Source organism: Mycobacterium neumannii (assembly GCF_002245615.1).
Lineage (GTDB): Bacteria > Actinomycetota > Actinomycetes > Mycobacteriales > Mycobacteriaceae > Mycobacterium > Mycobacterium neumannii_A.
In genome coordinates this window covers 39,320-62,210 of record NZ_NKCO01000028.1, presented here as the reverse complement: position 1 = coordinate 62,210, position 22,891 = coordinate 39,320, and the positions used below count along the sequence as shown (strand labels likewise).

The 22,891-nt window shown below is 64.7% G+C and carries 1 protein-coding gene; it reads right to left on the bottom strand.

Going from position 1 to position 22,891, the window contains the following annotated elements; genetic code table 11:
• Positions 1-22,882, bottom strand: a 22,882-nt coding sequence (locus tag CEX88_RS23205) for a non-ribosomal peptide synthase/polyketide synthase (RefSeq protein ID WP_476638875.1), incomplete at its 3' end; no start/stop codon positions are given.
• Between the last annotated feature and the right edge of the window lie 9 nt (positions 22,883-22,891).

Genomic DNA, 22,891 nt, shown 5'->3' with positions numbered 1-22,891 from the left:
CATGCTCACCACCATCAAGCACATCCACCGACGACAACCGCCCACCCGAATCAGCAGTCATCGCCACCAACACCCGCTCCAACCGACCAATCAACCCACCCACACTGCCCGCATCAAACACATCGGTGTCGAACTCTGCGCGCAGACTCAGTTCGTCGCCCGGCAGCGCCGCTACCGTCAGGGGGTAGTGGTTGTATTCCCGTGTGTTGAAGTCGGTGATGGACAGCTCGTGGTCACCGGCCAACGCCGTCGTGTCAATCGGGTAGTTCTCGTACACGAATAGGGTGTCGAACAATTCGTCGTGCCCGGTGATGCGATGGATGTCCGGCAGTGCGACGTGCTGATGCTCGAGAGTCTGGTTGTGAGCGCGTTGCAAGCTTTCGAGTAGCTCGGCGGTCGTGGTCGTTGCCGTGAGCTTCGCCCGCACTGGCACCGTGTTGATCAGCAGGCCCACCATCGATTCCGCGCCTGACACCTCGGCCGGCCGTCCCGAGACCGCGGTCCCGAAAGCGACATCGTGCTGACCGGTCAACTGACACAGCAACTGCGCAAAAGCACCCTGCAGCACGATGTTTACCGTGGTGTGTTGAGAGCGCGCCAACTCATTGAGAGCCTGCATGGTCTGGGCAGGAAGTCGATGCGACACAACTCCTCTTTGCCCGAGACCTACGCGTCCAGGCGGACTCACCAACGTCGGAGTCTCGAATCCGGCGAAGACCTCACTCCACGCCGCTTGCGCCGCAGCGCGATCCTGTTCGGCCAGCCAACTGACGAAGCTGCGGTAGGACGCGGGGGCCGGCAGCCGCTGCCCGTAATATCCGGCGATGATCTCCTGCAGCAGGATCGGCAAAGACCACCCATCCATCACGATGTGATGATTGGTAAGCACGAACCGATGACTGTCTTCGGCAGTCCGGATCAACAGCGCGCGGAAGGCCGGCTCCCCATCGAGATCGCAGACGGCAGCACGCTCGGCAGCACTCAGCGTCCCAACCTGTTCCTCGGGGTCCAAATCACCGCCGTCCGTACGGAGATCGACATAGCGCCACGGCACGGCGGAATCGGCGGGGATCACCTGTACCGGTTCATCGAACTGAGTACAGAAGCGGGCGGCCAGATTCGGATGCCGGGCCACGGCGTTGTACACGCCATCGCGAAGCCGTTGCGGGTCGAGCCGGCCGGTAATGGTTATGTCCAGCTGCACCGCATACAGGTCATCGTTATCTTCGACCGTACCCGCGTGGAAGAGCAGACCTTGCTGCAGCGGGGTCAGCGGCAGCACATCGGCGACCGGGTAAAGCTGCTGCAACTCATCGAGTTGCGGCTGACTCAGTCGAGCCGGGGAGATGTCTGACGGGGTCAGCCCGCCGCCGCCGGCGCGCACGCGTGCGCAGATACCGGACAGGGCCTCGAACCACAGGCGGCTCAGCCGGTCCACCTGCGGGCGGTCAACCGCCGAGGTCGCCCACGACCAGTTGGCGTGCAATTGTGGACCGCTGTCTGTCTCCACGGTGGCGGCGTTGAGCTCGACGGTGTGCGCCAACGGCATTGGAATAGCGGCGACGGCGCCGGTCAACGACGAGCCTTCCTGACTGATTCGCCACAGATCCTCAGACAGCTCAGCTGCCGCCGCACCCAGCCGGCCCAGATAGTTGAACCCGATCACCGGGTCGGACCCGCTCAGGTCGACATCGCGATTCAGATAACGAATCAGGCCGTATGTCAACCCATCAGGCAGCGCGCGCAGCTGTTCCTTGGCCGCCTTGATCGCCGTATCGAGCGCCGCGTCGCCAGCGACCACCTGCGTCCAGTCCAGCCCACCGACCGTCAACGACACCGGGTACTTCGTCGTGAACCACCCGACCGTGCGCGTCAGGTCCACACCGACAGCCAAGTCCTCATCGCGCCCGTGGCCTTCGACGTCGATGCCCAGCGGTGCGTTGCCGATGCCCAACATCTGCGCACACGCCATCCCGAACGCGATCAACAAGATGTCCTGCACTCCGGCGCGATACGCCGCCGGGGCTTCACCGAGAAGCATCCGCGTAGTTTCGACGTCCAGTTCCGACGATAGCCGCCCCGCCGTGACAAATGTGTCCACCGCCGGCTGCACAGCCGGCAACGCCGCCGGGGTCGACGAGACGTGCCGCCACACCTCGGCGTGCTTGACTACCTCCGACGTCTGCGCATGTTCGGCCAGCAGCGCGGACCACCGGGCGAACGACGTTCCCGGCGCCGGCAGTGCGATGGGCTGGCCGCTGTGATGCTGTGCCCACGCAATGTTCAGATCTTCCAACAGGATTCGCCACGAGACCCCGTCGACCGCGAGGTGGTGAACGATCAAGGCGAGCTCCCCGCTGGTTTGCGCCCAAACTGCGCTCACCATGGACCCGGCGGCTGGATTCAACCGCGACCGCGCCTCCACCAGAATTTCCTCGGACAACGCGTAGACCGACCGCACGCACTCGCGCGCATCCACCGACCCGACTTCGGGCACCTGCAGCGACCACCGGCCCGCACCGTCGACCTCGACACGGCACCGCAGCATTGCGTGTCGATCCATCAAGGCCTGCAACATGACGATCACGTCGTCCTCGGCCACCCCGGCCGGCGCCTGCACCACCATTGTCTGGTTGAACTGATCCACTCGGCCGTCGACGCTTTCCAGCCAATGCACGATCGGGGTCGCGACAACCGCTCCGGTGCCCTCGTCGACCGGCCCCGCCTCGCCGTCTGACACCCGGGCGACCCGCGCCAGGCGCGCCACCGTCTGCTCGACGAAGAGGTCCCGCGGACGACACATCACGCCGGCCGCTCGAGCGCGGGCCACCACCTGCATCGACAAGATGCTGTCCCCACCGAGTTCGAAGAACGAGTCGTCGATCCCGACCCGGTCCAACCCGAGCACCTGGGCATAGATGCCGGCCAAGATGTCCTCGATGGCGTTGCTCGGCGCCCGATACCGCTCGGCTCTCTGGTATTCCGGCGCCGGTAGGGCGCGCACGTCCAACTTGCCGTTGACCGTCAGGGGCAACGTCTCGAGCATCACCACCGCCGCAGGCACCATGAACGCCGGCAACCGCTCAGCCAGTTCGGCGCGTGCCTCGATGGGGTCCGCGCTTCCGGTCACATACCCGACGAGCCGCTTGTCCCCCGGCTGATCCTCCCGGGCGATCACCACCGCCTGATGTACACCCTCAACTGCGCTCAACGCGGCCTGAACCTCGCCGAGCTCGATGCGATACCCGCGGATCTTGACCTGTTCATCGGCACGGCCGAGATACTGCAGTTGTCCGTCAGCGCCCCATCGCACCAAATCCCCGGTGCGATACATCCGTTCTCCCGCACCGTCGAACGGGCAAGCGACGAAGCGCGATCCGGTCAATCCCGGTCGGCGCAGATAACCGTAGGCCAGCCCGACACCTGCCACATACAGTTCACCGACCACACCGGGAGCTACTGGTCGTAACGCTGCGTCAAGGACGAACAGTGCAGCGGTTGGCACCGGCGATCCGATCGGCACCACCTCCGCGGCAGGGGTCAGCGGCGCGCTGAGCATCACCACCATCGTGGTCTCGGTAGGGCCGTAGGCGTTGATCATCACCCGCCCCGGCGCCCACCGGTTCACCAGCTCAGTTGGGCAGGCCTCACCGGCCACCACCAGCGCCATCGAACCCAGGCCTTGCGGGGACAACATTCCCACCGCCGAGGGCGTCTGAGTGAGCACGCTGACTTGTTCAGCGATCAACAAGCTTTGGAAGTCCTCCGGCGAGCGCACCACCGCATCCGACACGATCACCACGCGACCGCCATGCAGCAGTGGCGACCAGGTTTCCCACACCGAGGTGTCGAAACCGTAAGTGTGGCACTGCGTCCAAACCCCTGTCACAGGCAGATAATTACCAAGCACTCGCAGCAGCTGAGTGACGTTGCGGTGGGTGGTAGTCACCCCTTTAGGGACTCCGGTCGTGCCCGAGGTGTAGATCAGGTAAGCGATGTCATCGGGATCCGGGCCCGGCACCGCGGTTGCGGGTTGGGACGCGATGCGCGGGTCATCGATGTCGATGACCGCTATGTCGCCCGTGAGCTGATCGGCCAGGCCGCCAGTGGCGATTACGGCGATCGGCGCTGCATCAGCCACCATGAATTGGATGCGGGCACTCGGCAGCGCGGGATCGATCGGCAAATACGCTGCGCCGCTCTTGAAGACCGCCAAGATCGCCACGACCATCTCCGCTGAGCGTGGCAACAACAACCCCACACATGTGCCGGGACCTATCCCGAGCCCAAGCAGCAAGTGCGCCAGCCGATTCGACGCTTCCTCAAGCTCGCGGTAGCTCCACGAGCGCTCCCCGCAACTGATTGCGCCCGCCTCCGGCGTGCGCGCGACCTGGGCTGCAAACAAAGCTGGGATTGATTCCGATTCTGGCATCGGCTGGGTCAGCGCGGCCCGGTTACCAATCTCATCCAATCGAGCATGCTCGCATTGATCGAGCAGCTCGATCGACGAAACCCGTTGATAGGGCTCATTGGTCATCGCCACCAACACCCGCTGCAACCGCCCGATCAACGCCTCGATGCCGACTGCGTCAAACACATCGGTACGAAACTCCACCTCCCCGCGAATCCCTGCAGGGGCGCCGTCATTGCTCCAGTGCTCGCCCAACGAGAACGTGAGATCCATTCGCGCAGTGCGCGTGTCAACCGGCAGCGGTGTCACCTCCAGCTCGCCCAGAGCTACACCCGCGGCCGGGTCGCCCGCTGGACCGGCGAAGTTCTGCCATGCCAACAGCACCTGAACCAAGGGAGCATGCGTCAACGACCGAGTCGGGTTGAGGCGATCGACCAGCAATTCGAACGGCACATCCTGATGTTCATAGGCAGCTAAGCTGCGCAAGCGCACGTCGCTCAGAACCTCGGCGACCGTGGGATCCCCGTTCAGATCCACCCGCAGCACCAACGTGTTCACGAAGAAGCCCACCAACGCATCCAATGCGGCATCTTCGCGCCCGGCGATCGCAAACCCAACCGCCACATCGCTGGTCGCACTCAGTTTGCCCAACAGCACCGCGAGGGCAGCCTGAAGCACCATGAAGCTTGTCGCATTGTGCTCACGCGCCACGCGAGCGACCTGCTGTTGCAACTCTGCAGACCACTCAACAGGAACTCGGGCACCGGAGTAATCCGCCACCGTCGGGTACGGACGATCGGTCGGCAACTCCAATCGCTCAGGCATCCCGGCGAGCGCCTGCTCCCAATAGCTGAGCTGCGCGGCGATACGGCTCTGGGGATCCTTGATGTCGCCCAGTTGCGCGCGCTGCCACAGCGTGAAATCGACATACTGCACCGGCAGGTCTGCCCAGTCGGGAGCGTGTCCCGCACAGCGGGCGCCATAAGCCGTCGCGAGATCAGCCACCAGCGGCCTGACCGACCAACCATCAGCGGCGATGTGATGCACCACCGCCACCAACACATGCTCGTCCTCGTTGACGCGGAATAGCAACGCCCGCAACGGAATCTCAGTCGCCAAGTCGAAAGGCTGGCGCACCGCGTTGTCGATGGCCTCTTCCAGCCGACCTTCAGTCCAACCGGTGGTGTCAATAACGTGCCACCCCAACTCGGCACGCTCGACCGGCATCACCAACTGCTGAGGAACCCCATCGGGAGCCACGAACAACGTGCGCAAGCTCTCGTGTCGGGTGAGCACATCGACTAAAGCATGACCCAACGCACCGGAGTCAAGAGGCCCACCGAGTCGCAGTGCCACCGCGATGTTGTAGATCGCCGATGGTCCCTGCAATTGATCGATGAACCACAACCGTTGTTGGGCAAATGACAACGGCACGACGTCGGGCCGCTGCACGGGTACCAACGGCTCCAGCCCACCACCCTCACTCACTCGCGGTGCCAACTGGGCCACCGAAGGTGACTCGAACAATGCCCGCACCGAGAGTCCGGCATCGAAAGACTTGTTGATCGCGGCGATCACTCGCATCGCCGACAGTGAATCGCCACCCAGATCGAAGAACGAATCGTCAACACCGACGCGCTCCAGCCCCAACACCTGGGCGAAGATGCCTGCAACAATCTCCTCGCTCAAAGTGCCTGGCGCACGGTAATTTTCGCCGTCGGTGTATTCCGGTGTCGGCAACGAGCGCTTATCGAGCTTGCCATTGGGAGTCAACGGGAACGCGGCCAACACCACCACCGCGGCCGGCACCATATAGGCCGGGAGCCGCTCGGCCAGGTCGCCGCGGATCTCGGCCGCGTCGGCGGTGCCCGTGACGTACCCAACAAGCCGCTTGTCGCCAGGGCGGTCCTCTCGGGCGAGCACCACGGCCTGTTCGACCCCGTCGCATCCCGCCAACGCCGCCTGCACTTCACCGAGCTCGATGCGGTATCCGCGGATCTTGACCTGCTCGTCGGCCCGTCCGAGGTACTGCAGCTGACCGTCGGGATCCCAGCGCACCAAGTCCCCGGTGCGATACATCCGCTCGCCCACGCCACCGAACGGACACGCCACGAACCGCGAACCCGTCAGCGCGGGCCGCCGGACATAACCGGTCCCCAGTCGCCCTGCCACGTAGAGCTCGCCGATCACACCCATCGGGACCGGCCGCAACCACTGGTCCAATACAAAGAACGCCGCGCCCGGCACGGGGGACCCGATCGGCGGCGCACCTGTACCCGGGGTCAGTGGTGCACTCATCGCCGCGAACATCGACGTCTCGGTGGGACCGCAGACGTTGATCATCAGTCGGCCCGGCGCCCACCGCTCCACCAGTTCCACTGGGCAGGCCTCGCCGCCCATGATCAGCAACTCGATCGAATCCAGGCCTTGCGGCGAGAGCACACCCAAAGCAGAGGGGGTCTGGCTCAGGACATTGACCTGCTCAGCGATCAGCAGAGCGTGGAAGTCCTCCGGCGAGCGCACCACAGAGTCTGGCACCACCACGAGCCGACCGCCGTGAAGAAGTGCGCCCCAGATTTCCTGGACCGAGACATCGAAACCGTAAGAATGCCACTGCGTCCACACGCCGGACAGCGGAAGATGCGCGGGCATCGACCCCAACATCTGCGTCACGGTGTGATGGCTGACAGCCACCCCTTTGGGCACACCGGTGGTGCCGGACGTGTAGATGATGTAGGCGAGGTCATCGGGAGCTGGACCCGGCAGCGCAGTGCTGGGCTCCGCGTCGATATGGGGGTCCTCGACGTCCACGACCGGCAGGTCGTAACCGTCAAAGCGTGCGCGCAAGCCTTCGGTGGTGACCGCCGCGATTGGTACGGCGTCGTCGATCATGAACTTGATCCGCACGTCGGGATGCGCCGGATCCACCGCCAGATAAGCAGCTCCGGTCTTGAGCACTGCGATAATCGCCACGATCGTCTCCGCCGAGCGCGGCAACAGCAGTGCAACACATTCACCGGGGCCCACACCAAGACCGACCAGCAAGTGGGCCAACCGGTTCGAGGCCTCGTCCAATTCCCGGTAAGTCCACGAGCGGTCCCCGCATCGAAGCGCTACCGCTTTGGGGATGCGCGTCACCTGATCATCGAACAACGCGGTTATCGACACCGGCCCCCGCGCCGGGTGTTCCGTCAGTACTGCGCGATGACCGACTTGATCCAGATGCGCGTGCTCGGGCTCGTCGAGCAGATCCACCAACGAAACCCGCTGCGCCGGTTCGGCCGTCATCGCTGCCAGCACTCGCTGCAACCGTTCGATCAGCGCCTCGACGCTGGCAGCATCGAACACGTCCGTGCGGAACTCCACGACCCCAGCGATCCCGGCGGGCTCGCCTGTCTCCGTCCATTCCTCACCCAGCGACACCGTCAGATCCATGCGGGCAGTGTGGGTTTCGATCGGCAGGGGCGTAGCCTGTACCGGGCCCAAACTCAATTCTGCCGGAGCGTTGCGCTGTCCGGCGAAGTTCTGCCACGCCAACATCACCTGCACCAGCGGATGATGCGTCAACGACCGCGTGGGATTGAGCCGCTCCACCAACACCTCGAACGGCACATCCTGATGCTCATAAGCCTCGAGGCTGCGTGAGCGCACCTGCGCCACCAACTCGCCCACCGTGGGGTCGCCCGTCAGGTCAACACGCAACACCAACGTGTTGACGAAGAAACCCACCAGCTCTTCGAGCGCCGGGTCGCGCCGTCCGGCGATCGCGAATCCCACCGCCACATCACTGCTCGCGCTGACCTTGCCCAGTAACAACGCCAACGCCGCCTGCACCACCATGAAACTCGACGCATTGTGCGCACGCGCCACCGCAGCCACTTGCTGCTGCAGCTGCGCCGGCCAGCGCAGCTCCACTGTGTCCCCGCGGTGATCGGCAACCGCCGGATACGGACGATCCGTGGGCAACTCCAAGCGCTCCGGCAACCCGGCCAACGCCTGCTCCCAATACGCCACCTCGGTGCCGAGGCGGCTACCGCTGTCCGTCAGATCACCCAATTGCGAGCGCTGCCACAATGTGTAATCCGCGTACTGGACCGGCAACGGATCCCACCCCGGCACCTGGTCGACAGAGCGGGCGCCATAGGCCACCGCCAAGTCCCGGATCAACGGGGTGACCGACCAGCCATCGGCGGCGATATGGTGAACCACCGCCACCAACACATGATCATCCTCGCTGACGCGGAAGAGCCGCGCGCGCAACGGGATCTCATCCGCCAGATCGAACGTGTATCCGGCGACCTGATCGATGGCCTCGTGAAGCTGGTGTTCGGACCAGCCGATGGCATCGACTACGCCCCAACCGAATTCGATCTCCCCGACCGGGAGAACCACCTGCTGGGGCACACCGTCGACGGTCGGGAACACCGTGCGCAGACTCTCGTGACGGCCTACCACATCGGTCAACGCTGCGCCTAGCGCCTCGGCATCGAGACGCCCCACCAACTGCAGCGCCACCGCCATGTTGTAGATCGCCGATGGCCCCTGCAGCTGATCGATGAACCACAACCGGTTCTGCGCAAGGGACAGCGGCACCACCTCAGGTCGCTGCACCGGCACCAACGGTTCCAGTCGCGTCGACTCCTCGCCGAGACGGAGCGCCAACTGCGCCACCGTGGGAGCTTCGAACAACGTACGCACGGAAACGGCGGTATCCAGGCTTGTGTTGATCGCCGCGATTACGCGCATCGCCGACAGCGAATCGCCACCCAGTACGAAGAAGGAGTCATCGACCCCAACCCGCTCCAACCCCAACACCTGGGCGAAAATACCGGCCAAGATCTCTTCGGTAGGCGTGGTCGGTGCCCGATAATCCTTGGCGTCCTGGTACTCCGGCGCCGGCAGTGCCCGCCGGTCCAGCTTGCCATTGGGGGTCAGCGGCAACGAGTCGATCGTGACCACCGCCGCAGGCACCATATATGCCGGCAGACGCTCGGCCACTGCGGCCCGGATTGCGGACACGTCAACGGATCCGGTCACATAGCCGACCAGTCGCTTCTCACCTGGGTGGTCCTCGCGGACGATCACCACGGCCTGCTGCACACCCTCACAGGCGGCCAACGCGGCCTGGATCTCGCCGAGCTCGATGCGGAACCCGCGGATCTTGACCTGCTCATCGGCACGCCCCAGGTACTGCAACTGCCCGTCAGCACCCCACCGGACCAAATCCCCGGTGCGATACATCCGTTGGCCCTCACCGGCGAACGGGCACGCCACGAAACGTGAGGCGGTCAACCCGCTGCGTAGCCAATAGCCCACCGCGACGCCCCCGCCGGCGATATACAACTCGCCGACCACACCCGCGGGCACCGGCCGCAACGATCCATCGAGCACAAACAGCGTCGCCCCCGCCACCGGCGCACCGATCGGCGCGACACCCGAACCCGGGATCAGCGGCGCACTCATCGCCGCGTACACCGTGGCCTCGGTCGGGCCGTAGGCGTTGATCATCACCCGATCCCGCGCCCAGCGGTCCATCACCTCGGTGGGGCAGGCCTCGCCGGCCACCATCAACGCGGTCGACCCCAGCCCCTCGGTCGACAACATGCCCACCGCCGACGGCGTCTGACACAACACACTGACCTGTTCGGCTAGCAACAGAGCGTGAAGGTCGTCGGGTGAACCAGCCACCTGCTCGGGGATCACGACCAGCCGGCCGCCCTGCAACAACGCCCCGAATATCTCCCACACCGAGACGTCGAAAGACAATGAATGCCACTGCGACCAAGCTCCCGCCACCGGCACGTCGGCATCTGCGCCCGCAACGAACTGGGTCACGTTGCGATGAGCAACGGCCACCCCTTTCGGCATGCCGGTAGTGCCCGAGGTGTAGATGAGGTAGGCGATGTCATCGGCAGCAGGAGCCGGCAAAGCCGTTGCCGATTGTTCCTGCACGACGCGGCCGTCGACATCGACGACCCGTATGTCAAGCCCCTCCAACCGGCCGGCCAATCCGGCGGTGGTGATAGCTGCGACCGGGGTGGCATCGCCGACCATGAACTCGATCCGGGTCGACGGCAGCGCGGGGTCGATCGGCAGATACGCCGCCCCGGTCTTGAGGACCGCCAAAATCGATGTGATCGCCTCAGCCGAGCGCGACAGCAACAGCGCCACACACTCACCCGGACCGGCCCCGTACTCAACCAACAAGTGCGCCAGACGATTCGAGGCTTCATCCAGTTCGCGATATGTCCACGATCGTCCGCCGTCGGTGAGTGCCACCGCCGCAGGCGTCCGAGCCACCTGCTCGGCGAACGCCACTGGAATCGACCCCGACGCCGGAGGGCTCGTCGTCGCTCGATGACCAAGCTGGTCCAGACGCGCGTGCTCGAGCTCATCGAGCAGATCGATCGAGGACAACTTCAGGTTCGGTGCGGCGGTCATCGCCACCAACACCCGTTGCAACCGCTCGATCAATACCTCGATGCTGGTCGCGTCGAAGACATCGGTGCGGAACTCCACTGCCCCCGAGATCCCGGCGGGCTCGCCATCTTCGCTCCACCGTTCAGCCATCGAGAAGGTCAAATCCATACGGGCAGTGCGCGTATCCGCCGGCAGGGGCGTGACCTGCAGATCGCCTAAACTCAACCCGGCCGCGGGGTCGGAGTCCTGCCCCGCGAAGTTCTGCCAGGCCAACAACACCTGGACCAGTGGCGAGTGCGTCAGCGACCGCGTGGTGGTGAGGCGCTCCACCAACACCTCGAACGGCACATCCTGGTGCTCGTAAGCGGCGAGACTCCGTGCGCGGACTTGCGCGAGAAGCTCGGTGACGGTCGGGTCACCGGCCATCTCGACCCGAAGGATCAAGGTGTTGACGAAGAAACCCACCAACTGCTCGAGGGCGGCGTCGCCGCGTCCGGCGATCGCAAATCCAACGGCCACATCGCTGCTGGCGCTCAACTTGGCCAACAGCACCGACAACGCAGCTTGCACAACCATGAAACTCGTCGCGTCGTGCTGCCGAGCCAGGCGGGCGACCTGTTGCTGCAACTCGGGCGGCCACTCCAGGCCCACCGAGGCTCCCCGATAATCGGCCACCGCCGGGTAGGGGCGATCCGTGGGTAGCTGCAACTGTTCGGGCATACCCGCCAGTGCCTGCTCCCAGTAAGCCAACTGCGCGGCCATCCGGCTATCGGGGTCGTTGATGTCCCCCAATTGGGCGCGCTGCCACAGCGTGTAATCAACGTACTGCACCGGTAGCGGATCCCAGCCGGGCTCCTCACCCGAGCACCGGGCCGCATAGGCCACGCCCAGGTCAGCCACCAGGGGCGTGACCGACCAGCCGTCCGCGGCAATATGGTGCACCACCGCCACCAGCACGTACTCATCCGCTGCGAGCCGGAAAAGCGCTGCACGCAACGGGATTTCATTCGCCAAGTCGAACGTGTACAGCCGCGCCGCATCAACTTCCTCGGCCAGCCGGTCTGACGGCCAACCGCTGGCATCGACCACCTGCCATCCGAAGTCAGCCTCCGCGACCGGCAGCACCAGTTGCTGCGGGACTCCCTCGGGAGCCACGAACATCGTGCGCAAACTCTCGTGGCGGACCACCACATCCGCCAACGCCGCACCCAGCGCGTCGGTGTCCAGACGCCCCGCCAACCGCAGCGCGACCGCCATGTTGTAGATCGCCGAGGGGCCCTGCAACTGGTCGATGAACCACAAGCGGTTCTGCGCAAACGACAACGGCACCACCGCAGGTCGTTGCCCTGGTACCAACGGCGCTAACGCGCCGCCTTCACCCACCCGAGACGCCAATCGGGCCACCGAGGGAGCCTCGAACAACGCGCGGACCGAAAGCCCGGCATCGAACGCCTTGTTGACCGCGGCGATCACCCGCATCGCCGACAGCGAGTCCCCACCGAGATCGAAGAACGAGTCGTCGACTCCGACCCGGTCCGACCCCAGCACCTCGGCATAGATGCCGGCCAGGATCTCCTCGGTCAACGTCGCCGGCGCGCGGTACCGGTCCACATCGGCGTACTCCGGTGCGGGCAGGACTCGCTTGTCGACCTTGCCGTTGACTGTCAGCGGTATCGCGGCCATCGAAACCACCGCTGCCGGAACCATATACGCCGGGAGCCGCTCGGCCAGCGCGGACCGAATCTCGGTCTGCTCCGCTGTACCCGTCACGTAGCCGACGAGACGCTTGTCGCCCGGGCGATCTTCCCGTGCGACGACCACCGCGTCTTCCACTCCGTCCAGAGCGCTCAGCGCGGCCTGGATCTCACCGAGCTCGATGCGATATCCGCGTATCTTGACCTGCTCATCGGCACGGCCCAGATACTGCAACTCGCCTTCCGAAGTCCACCGCACCAAATCGCCGGTGCGATACATCCGTTGGCCTGGCGCACCCGAACCACCGAACGGACAGGCCACGAACCGCGAGGCGGTCAATGGGCCACGGCCCACGTACCCGTACGCGAGTCCGGCGCCGCCCACGTACAACTCGCCGACCACGCCGGCGGGCACCGCTCGGAGCCAGCCGTCCAGCACGAAGAAGCCGAGGTGGGCGAGGGGCCCTCCGATCGGACTGACCGCGCTGCCCACGTCGTCGGCAACGATTTCCCTCAGCGAGGCGTGCACCGTCGTCTCGGTGATGCCGTACATGTTGAGCAACCGCGGTTCGCCCGGATGTGTCTGCAGCCAAGCCCGGAGGCGATGTGGCTCGAGCGCCTCGCCGCCGAACACAACCGTCTCGAGTGTGTTTCGATACCGCGCTTCGGGCGAGACGGCCTCAGCGGCTTGGAGCGCATAGAACGCCGAGGGCGTCTGGCTGAGAACACTGACATTCTCACTGATCAACAAGGCATGCAGATCTTCTGGTGAGCGGACGACCGTATCGGGCACCACCACCAGCCGTCCCCCGCCCAGCAATGCGCCCCACATCTCCCACACCGAGAAATCGAAGGCGAGGGAATGGCATTGGGACCACACACCGGCGGCGGGTACCTCGGAATTCAACGTCTCCAGCAGCCGGATCACGTTTTCGTGGGGTACCGCCACGCCCTTTGGAGTCCCCGTCGTGCCCGAGGTATAGATGAGGTAAGCGATATCGTCGGGCATCGGGGCCGGCAGGGCCGTGCTGGGCTGGTCGTCGATCCTGGCATCGCCGACATCAATGGTGACCGACCCGTGACCCGCCACTCGCGATGCCAATTCGGTAGCGGTGATCGTGACGATCGGCGCAGCGTCGCCGAGCATGAACTCGATCCGTGCGTCTGGGTGCGCTGGGTCCATCGCCAGATAGGCCGCCCCGGTCTTGAGCACCGCGAGGATCGCCGCGATCGCCTCGGCCGAACGTGGCAACAGCAACGCGACCCGCTGCCCGGGACCCGCTCCATATTCAACCAGTAAGTGCGCCAACCGGTTCGACGCCTCGTCCAACTCCCGGTAGGTCCACGACTGCTGCCCATGACTCAGCGCCACTGCTTCGGGGGTGCGCGCCGTCTGCTCTTCGTACAGCGCCGGAATCGACAGCGACGCAGGTACGCGCCGCGCCAGTGCCGCGCTGTTTCCCCACCCGTAGATACGGGCATGCTCAGTCTCGTCTAGCAGGTCGACCCACGAAAGTCGTCGCATCGGTTCGACGGTCATCGCCACCAACACCCGCTGCAACCGCTCGATCAGCGTCTCGATGCTGGCGGGGTCGAACACATCGGTGCGGAATTCCACCTCGCCGCGTATCCCCGTTGGTTCGCCGGCCTGGCTCCAATACTCGCCCAGCGTGAAGGTCAAGTCCACACGCGCGGTGCGAGTATCCACGGCCAACGGCGTGACTTGTGCGTCACCCAGGCCCAAGCCCGCGATGTCGTTGTCCTGACCGGTAAAGTTCTGCCACGCCAACAACACCTGTACCAGCGGCGAGTGCGTCAGCGACCGGGCGGGGTTGAGCCGATCGACCAGCACCTCGAACGGCACGTCCTGGTGCTCATAGGCCGCCAGACCGCGTCCTCGCACCTGCGTCAACAGGTCGGCAAACGTGGGGTCACCCGCCAAGTCGACGCGCAACACCAACGTGTTGACGAAGAAACCCACGAGGGCGTCGAGCGCCGGGTCACTGCGTCCGGCGATCGCGAAGCCCAGCGCGACATCACTGGTGGCGCTGACCTTGCCCAACAACACCGCCAGCGCCGCCTGCACGAGCATGAAGCTGGTGGCGTCGTACTCACGCGCCACCACGGCGATTCGCTGCTGCAGCTCCGCCGACCACTCCAGCTCGACTGTGGCGCCGCGGTAATCGGCTACCGGCGGATAGGGCCGATCCGTCGGCAACTCCAAGCGTTCCGGCAGGCCGGCCAACACTTGCTCCCAGTAAGCCAACTGCGCAGAGATTCGGCTGTGCGGATCGGTCAGATCACCCAACTGCGCCCGTTGCCAGAGCGTGTAGTCGACATACTGCACCGGCAACGGTTCCCAGCTCGGAGGCCGCTCTGAACACCTGGCGGCGTATGCGACCGCGATATCGGTTACCAGTGGCCTGATGGACCAGCCATCAGCAGCAATATGGTGCACCACCGCCACCAGCACGCGCTCCCGGTCGTTGAGGCGGAAAAGCGTTGCCCGCAGGGGGAGTTCACCAGCCAGGTCGAACGGGTGCTGCACCGCGGCATCGATGGCGTCGGCAAGCTGGTGCTCCGGCCATCCATCGGCATCGACGACGCTCCAGCCGAACTCAGCCTCTTCGATCGGGACGACCAACTGCTGCGGAACCCCGTCGGGAGCCACAAACAACGTGCGCAGACTTTCATGGCGGGCGACCACATCGGAGAACGCTTCACCCAACGCGCCTTCGTCGAGGGGACCATCCAGTCGAAACGCCACGGCCATGTTGTAGATCGGTGACGGCCCCTGCAACTGGTCGATGAACCACAACCGGTTCTGGGCGAACGACAACGGCACCAGCTCAGGCCGCTGCACCGGCACCAAGGGCTCCAACTGCGTTGATTCGTCACCGACGCGGGGCGCCAACTGCGCCACGGAGGGCGATTCGAACAACGCGCGCACCGAAAGACCGGCATCCAGACTTGCGTTGACTGCAGCGATCACCCGCATCGCGAGCAGCGAATCCCCACCCAGCTCGAAGAACGAATCATCTACCCCGACGCGGTCCAACCCCAATACTTGCGCGAAGACCCCGGCGATGACCTCCTCGGTTTCGCTCTGCGGCGCCCGGAAGGGCGTCGCGGCGAACACCGGTTCCGGCAGCGACTTCCGGTCGATCTTTCCCGAAGAGGTGAGGGGGAACTCCTCGAGCACCACGATCTGTGAAGGAACCATGTACTCCGGCAACCGCGCTGTCAGCTGCTGTCGGACCGCGGTGAGTTTCGTGTTGGTGTCCGGGTCGTTGGCAGTGGTGATGCGCTGACGCGTGCTGTTGGATGGCAGATACAGGTCGGTCAGTGGTGAATCCTGCTGTCCCTCGAGGAAAACGGCGTCGACGGTGCCGGGATCAGCGCCCCAGGTGACGACGACGCGATAACCGGCAGCCTCACCGATGCGGTGCAGTTGATCGGGTGTCACCGCGTCTTGGTTTGCCGCGATCGCTTCGGCGAGTGCCTCATCGACGGATTCGCCCGCAGCCAACGCCCTTTCGATGTAGACATCTGTGACAAGCCCGGCTCGCGGGATTTCGGTGACACGGACCATCACGGGGTGTTGGGTGGTCAACTGGTCTTGCAGCCCACGAAGGCCCGCACATTCGGTCCACGCCCATGACGGCACGTCAGCCAGTGAGCGCACCGCGACGGGCGACTTGTGGATCACGACGTCATAGCGGTAGCGGGTCAGTTCGTTGTCGGCCCGCCCCCGTTTGGCTTGGATATCGAGTCCGGCCACCTCCTGCTGATCGGCGACCCAGGCGGTGAAAAACTCTGGCGCGAGCAGTAACTCGACTTCGCTGACCAGGGCGCGTTGGACGCGCTCACGAATTTCGTTGGTGTCGCTGGTTTCCGCGCGGGCCAACGCAACCGCCGTTTGGAGCGCACCCTGCAGCGTGTGATTGCGAACATCACCGATGAACAGGGAGCCACCGGGGGCGAGCAACCGCATCGCCACCGCCAGCACCTCGGTCAGGTAGGCGGCGCTGGGGAAGTACTGGATGACCGAGTTGAGCACCACCACGTCGAAATGACCTTGTGGGAGCTCATCGATCGCATCGGCCGGCTGCACCAACAGGCGCACCCGATCGCCCCACGGCTGAGCAGTCACGGCCGTTTGGAGAGCCTGGATCGTCGGCGCGGAAAAGTCTGTCGCCCAATATTCGTCGCAGAGCGGAGCAATCTGAGACAACACCAACCCAGAGCCCGCACCGATCTCGAACACCCGCTGCGGCCGAAGGGCCATGATCCGGTCGACGGTGGCCGACTGCCATTCCAACATCTCGTCGAGCGGAATCGGGTCGTCGGTCAGGCTGCTGTTCCAGCCCCGGAAGTCCTTGCCGAAGTCGCGAGTATCGGCCTCGGCGTCGTACAACTCGTCGTAGACGTGTTGCCACTGGTTGACGATTTCCGCGTCATGATCACCCGCGCTGCTGCGATCGAAGGTGACGTAGGCGACGAGGTGGGCACCGGTATTGCCGCGATGTACCAACGCGGCGGCCTGCGTGACCTGATCGCACGCGAGCAGCGAGTTCTCGATTTCGCCCAATTCGATGCGTTGTCCGCGGAGTTTGATCTGGGTGTCGGCGCGACCCAGGTAATCCACTGTCCCGGTGCGGGTCCAGCGCACCAGGTCACCGGTTCGGTACATGCGTGTTCCCGTGGGCCCGTGAGGGTTTGCCACGAAGCGATCCGCGGTGAGGTCCGGCCTACCCATGTAGCCGTGCGCCAATGCGGGGCCGCCCAGGTAGAGCTCGCCCACCACCCCGACGGGCGCCGGGTTCAGCCGCGCGTCGAGTACCAGGGCGGACACCCCGGCGATGGGCGCGCCGATTCCCACTGGCTGGCCCGGCTCGATCGTGGAACTGGAAGTGGCCCAGATCGTGGTCTCGGTGGGACCGTACGCGTTGAACATCCGGCGATCCGTAGCCCATGCGGCCGCCAATTCTGTCGGGCACGCTTCGCCCGTGGTGATGAGAGTGTCCACGTTGTGGAGCCGACCGCGATCCAGCGTGGAGAGCACTGTCGGTGTGAGCGTTGCGGCGTTGACCCGTTGGCTTTCAAGCAGTCTCGTCAATGCTTCACCGGCGTATGCATCGGGTGGCACCACCACCAAGGCCGCGCCCGACCCTGCCGCCAGAAGCACCTCACCGATCGACACGTCGAAGGTCGGCGCGGCCACCAACAACAGCCGGGTGTCGGCACCCATTCCGTAGACTTCGTGGAGCGCGGCAACTCCCAACAAGCCGGCGTGGCTGACAGCCACCCCCTTCGGGGTGCCGGTGGATCCCGAGGTGAAGATCACGTGGGCCGTGTTGTGTGCCTGCAGCGGCGCCAACCGGTCCGCGTCGGTGATGGGATCGACTGGTTGCGCCGACAAGTCCAGATCGTCGATACGCAGAATGGGGCGGTCACCCGTCCCGGCGATGGTTCCCTCCCCGACTGTCAGAACACACACCGCGGACACCGCGTTCAACACAGTGGTGATCCGCTCGACTGGATAGGCGGGGTCCACCGGCACGTAGGCCCCACCGGCCTTCATCAGCGCCCACCAGGCCACGACCAACTCCGCGCAGCGTTCCATCGCTACGCCCACGGCGCGCTCGGGACCCACACCTGCCTCGATCAGTGCCCGCGCCAAACGCGTCGACCACTCGTCGAGCTCGCGATAGGACCATTCTCGGTTGCCATCGACGAGGGCCACCGCATTCGCATCGGTGGCCACCGCACTGGCCAGCAGCTGTGGCGCCACACCCACCGGCGCCGTCACCGTATTACCCGACCACTCCTCTAGCACCAGTTGACGCTCGTCGTCGTCGAGTAGGGGCACATCGCCGACTACTGCCGAAGCGTCAGCGACCGCTGCTTCGATCACTCGACCGAACCAGCTGACCAACCGCTCGATGGTGGCTCGCTCGTACAAGTCCGTGGCGTACAACACCATGCCGGCGGCCATCGGCGCCGCCGGATCTTCGGTCGGTACCTCCCCCAACTCGATGTCGAGATCGAACCGGGCCGTGCGGGTGGTGACCGCCTGCTGTTCTATGCCGACCTCGTCCAACGTCAGCACTTCGGGACGCATGTTGTTCTGGAAGACCATCAACACTTGGAACAGCGGGTTGTGCGAAGTCGACCGCGCGGGGTTGAGCTGTTCGACGAGCAATTCGAACGGAACATCCTGGTTGCTATAGGCATCGAGTGCTTTTCGGCGCACTTCGGCCAGCACATCGCCGAACGGCTGCCCCGACTTGACGCCTACCCGCAAAACCCAGGTGTTGACGAAGAATCCGACGAGGTCGTCGAGCGCTTGGTCGGACCGTCCAGCGATCGGGGTACCCATGACCACGTCTTCGCCTGCGCCGGCGCGGTGCAGCACGATCGCCATGGCGGCCTGCAACACCATCGAGGGCGTCGCGTTATGCGCCGCCGCCAACTGCTTGACCCCGGCCCACACCTGGGGTTCGATGCGGAGTTCCACTTCGTCACCGCGGTAACTGGCGACCGGCGGGCGCGCTCGGTCCGGTGGAAGCGTGACGAGTTCCGGGAGGTCCGCCAGCTCTTGTCGCCAATACTGCAGCTGCCCCGCGATCACGCTGTCTGGATCGGACTCGACCCCCAGCCAATCTTGTTGCCACAAGGTGTAATCGACGTACTGCACCGACAACGGCGCCCACTCAGGCGCGTGACCCTGTTGGCGGGCGCGATACGCCTCAGCCACGTCACGGACCATCGGCGCCAGCGACCATCCGTCAAAAGCTATGTGGTGGACAACGATTCCCACGACGTACTGTTCTGGCCCCACCGAGTAGATCCGCGCGAGGATCGGGATCTCCGCTGACAGATCAAATCGATACCCCGCCAGCGCCACCAACTCGGCGGCCACATCTCCTTCACGGGACGAAACGACCGCGGGCCCGCGTCTCCACATCCCCTGCCGTGCGGGCAACACCGCCTGGAACGGCACTCCGTCGATGTCCGGGAACGTGGTGCGCAGAGCTTCATGACGAGCGATGACGTCGTCTAGGGCCGCACCCAGCGCTTCTACATCCAACGCCCCGGTGATCCGGAACGCGGTCGGAATGTTGTATGTGGCAGCGCCGCCCTCGAACTGGTTGAGGAACCACAATCGGTTCTGGGCGAATGACAGCGGCACCACCGAAGGCCGTTCACCGGCCACCAGCGGCTTACGCCGACCCGCATCTCCCCCGATACGGGGAGCCAGCTCGGCTACCGTGGGCGCCTCGAACAATGCGCGCACCGCGAGACCGGCATCCAGGCTGGTGTTGATGGCGGCGATGACCCGCATCGCGGACAGTGAATCACCGCCCAGGTCGAAGAACGAATCGTCGACTCCGACCCTCTCCACACCGAGCACCTGCGCATACAGCCCCGCCAGGATCTCCTCCGTAACGGTGCTCGGGGCGCGGTAGTTATCGACCGCTTTGTACTCCGGCGCGGGCAGGGCGCGCTTGTCCAGCTTGCCGTTGACGGTCAGTGGCAGCGCCTCGATCGCCACCACAGCGGCTGGAACCATGTAAGAAGGCAGCCGGTCGGCCAACGCGGCACGAAGTTCGGCGGGATTTGCAGTGCCGGTGAAGTACCCCACCAGACGCTTGTCCCCGGGGCGGTCCTCCCGAGCGATCACGACAGCCTGTTGCACTCCATCGAGACCGGCCAGCGCGGCTTGGATTTCACCGAGTTCGATGCGATATCCGCGGATCTTGACCTGCTCGTCGGCTCGTCCCAGATAACGCAATTGGCCGTCGGCGGCCCAGTACACCAGATCGCCGGTGCGATACATCCGGGCCCCGGACTCCCCGAAGGGGCAGGCCATGAATCGGGATGCGGTCAACCCCGCGCGTCGCACGTACCCGTACGCCAGCTGGGGACCAGCCAAGTACAACTCGCCGACCACCCCGGCCGACACGGGATGCAACCACTTGTTCAGCACGAAGTATGCGGCAGTGGGCAAGGGCGGGCTGATCGGCGGCACATCGGTACCCGGAGCGAGCGGCGCGCTGAGGGCCACCCACATCGTCGCCTCGGTCGGGCCGTACTCGTTGATCATGACCCGGTCGGCGGCCCACCGATCGACGACCTCGGTGGGGCACGCCTCTCCGCCCACCATGACGGTGACCGAGTCCAGAAGCTCCGGCTTCAAGATCCCCAGGGCAGAAGGGGTTTGGCACAAAATGGTGACCTTCTCGGCCGCCACCAGGTCGTGGAAGTCCTCCGACGAATTGGCCACCAATTCGGGCACCACGACGAGTCGCCCACCATGCAGAAGGGCACTGAAGATCTCCCAGCCGGAGATGTCGAAGGCATAGGAGTGCCACTGAGACCAGACCTGATCGGGCCCCGCCAACGCAGGATCCAATGATCCAATCAACTCGGTGACGTTGCTGTGCGAGATGACCACCCCTTTGGGGGTGCCGGTCGTTCCGGAGGTGTAGATGATGTAGGCGACGTCGTCTGCGGCCGGCGCCGGCACGCTCGTGGTGGGGTACGCGTCGATGCGGGGATCGGCGATGTCGATCACCGGTAGATCGCAGCCGGCCAGGCGGTCAGCCAAGTCCGAAATTGTGATTGCCGCCAGCGGCGCCGCATCGGCGGCCATGAATTCGATGCGTGTCGGCGGGTGTGCGGGATCGATCGGCAGATAGGCCGCGCCCGTTTTCAGGACCGCCAGAATCGAGACGATGGCCTCGGCCGAGCGCGGAAACATCACGGCGATACATCGGCCCGGACCCGCTCCACGATCGATCAACAGGTTCGCCAGACGGTTACTGGCATCGTCCAATTCGCGATAGGTCCACGTTTCACCATCACAACGGATGGCCACCGCCTCTGGGGCACGTGCAACCTGCTCGGCGAACATGGCCGGTATCGACACCGTCGAACTCGCCGTCCGCGCCAACAGTGCCCGATTGCCCCACACGTCGAGATCTGCACGCTCATTCCCCGCGAGCAGTTCGATCGACGAGAGCCGCCGATTCGGGTTGACGGTCATGGCCGTCAACACCTGTTCCAGGCGGGCCGTCAAGTCCGAGACGCCAAAACTCGAGAATGGCTGCAGAGCACCTGAGACGCCAAGAGAAAGCCCGTCGCCCTCGCTGAGAAAGAGCAACCCGAAGCCGTCGCCCGCGGCACCAGGATTGGTGAATGACGCGGATGCTGCGATGCCACCGAAGGACAGATTGAATATGGACGGAAGGAAATTGACCGTGACCCGGTCGCCCGACTGCAACGGCCCGCTTGCACGGGTCCTTCGCTCGAGGGAGCGAACCGGAAACCTCTGATGCTGCAGAGCTTCTCGGATCCGAGTGTCGACATACCCGCAGAAGTCGGCCACCGTGGCTTTCGGCGAGACGTTCAGGACCAGCGGAACCACCCCGGCAACCATGCCGGGAAGAGTCTTCAGCTCGGGACGGTCCCTCCTGTTGACAGGGAAGTCGAGCACCACCTCTGTGCCGTCGACGCTCCACTGGCAAACCAGGAGTGCGCACGCCGCAGTGATGACCGACGAGCGGGGCACATTCCAGGCGTCGGCCATCTCATCGACTCGCTGGAGCAGCGCCCGGGCCAAGGGCACTGGCGAAGAGGACGATTGCGGATCCTGCTCGTGCAGCGTCCCTGGAAGTCGGTACGAGCTTCCGCTCTCCGCCGGGATGTTCTTGGTCCAGTAATCCAGATCTTCGAGATAGTCATCGGATGCTTGGTACTCCGACTCGCAGTTCACCAAGTCCTGCAGCGAGCCGAACACCGAGGGGGGAATCGGTGTCCCGGAAACGATTGCCGAGTAGAGAGATGCAACCCGATGGCCTACCAGGACGAGCCCGGCTCCATCTGCGACGATGTGGTGGCACGTGGCGAACAGATGAAATTGATCCGCGCGCGTCTGGAATAGGGCGTATCTGAACAAAGGGCCGCTGAAAGGCATCGGCGTTTCTTGGATCGACAACGCCGTCCGATAGGCCTCTTCCACGGCGTTGTCGGATTCGGTCAGGTCAAAGAACGGCAACTCGATATCGGGATAATCGACCGCTTTCTGGAGAACCTGGCCGTTCTCCTCGAAGAACGAAGCTCGCCCGGGTTCGGCTTCGCGCACGGCCCGCGCGATCGCCCACTCGAGAGCATCGCGGTCGATCCGACCGTCGATCCTCACGAAAAGGCCGACATGCCACTCCGTCGCGAGTTGGCCCATCTGCTGTGCGAGCCATATATCGAGTTGTCCCCGCGTCAGCTGAAGCGCCTCATCGAGCGAGGCAGAAGCATTCCCCCGTGCCAGCTGAAGTGTTTCCTTGTCGCTATCCACCAGCCCCCC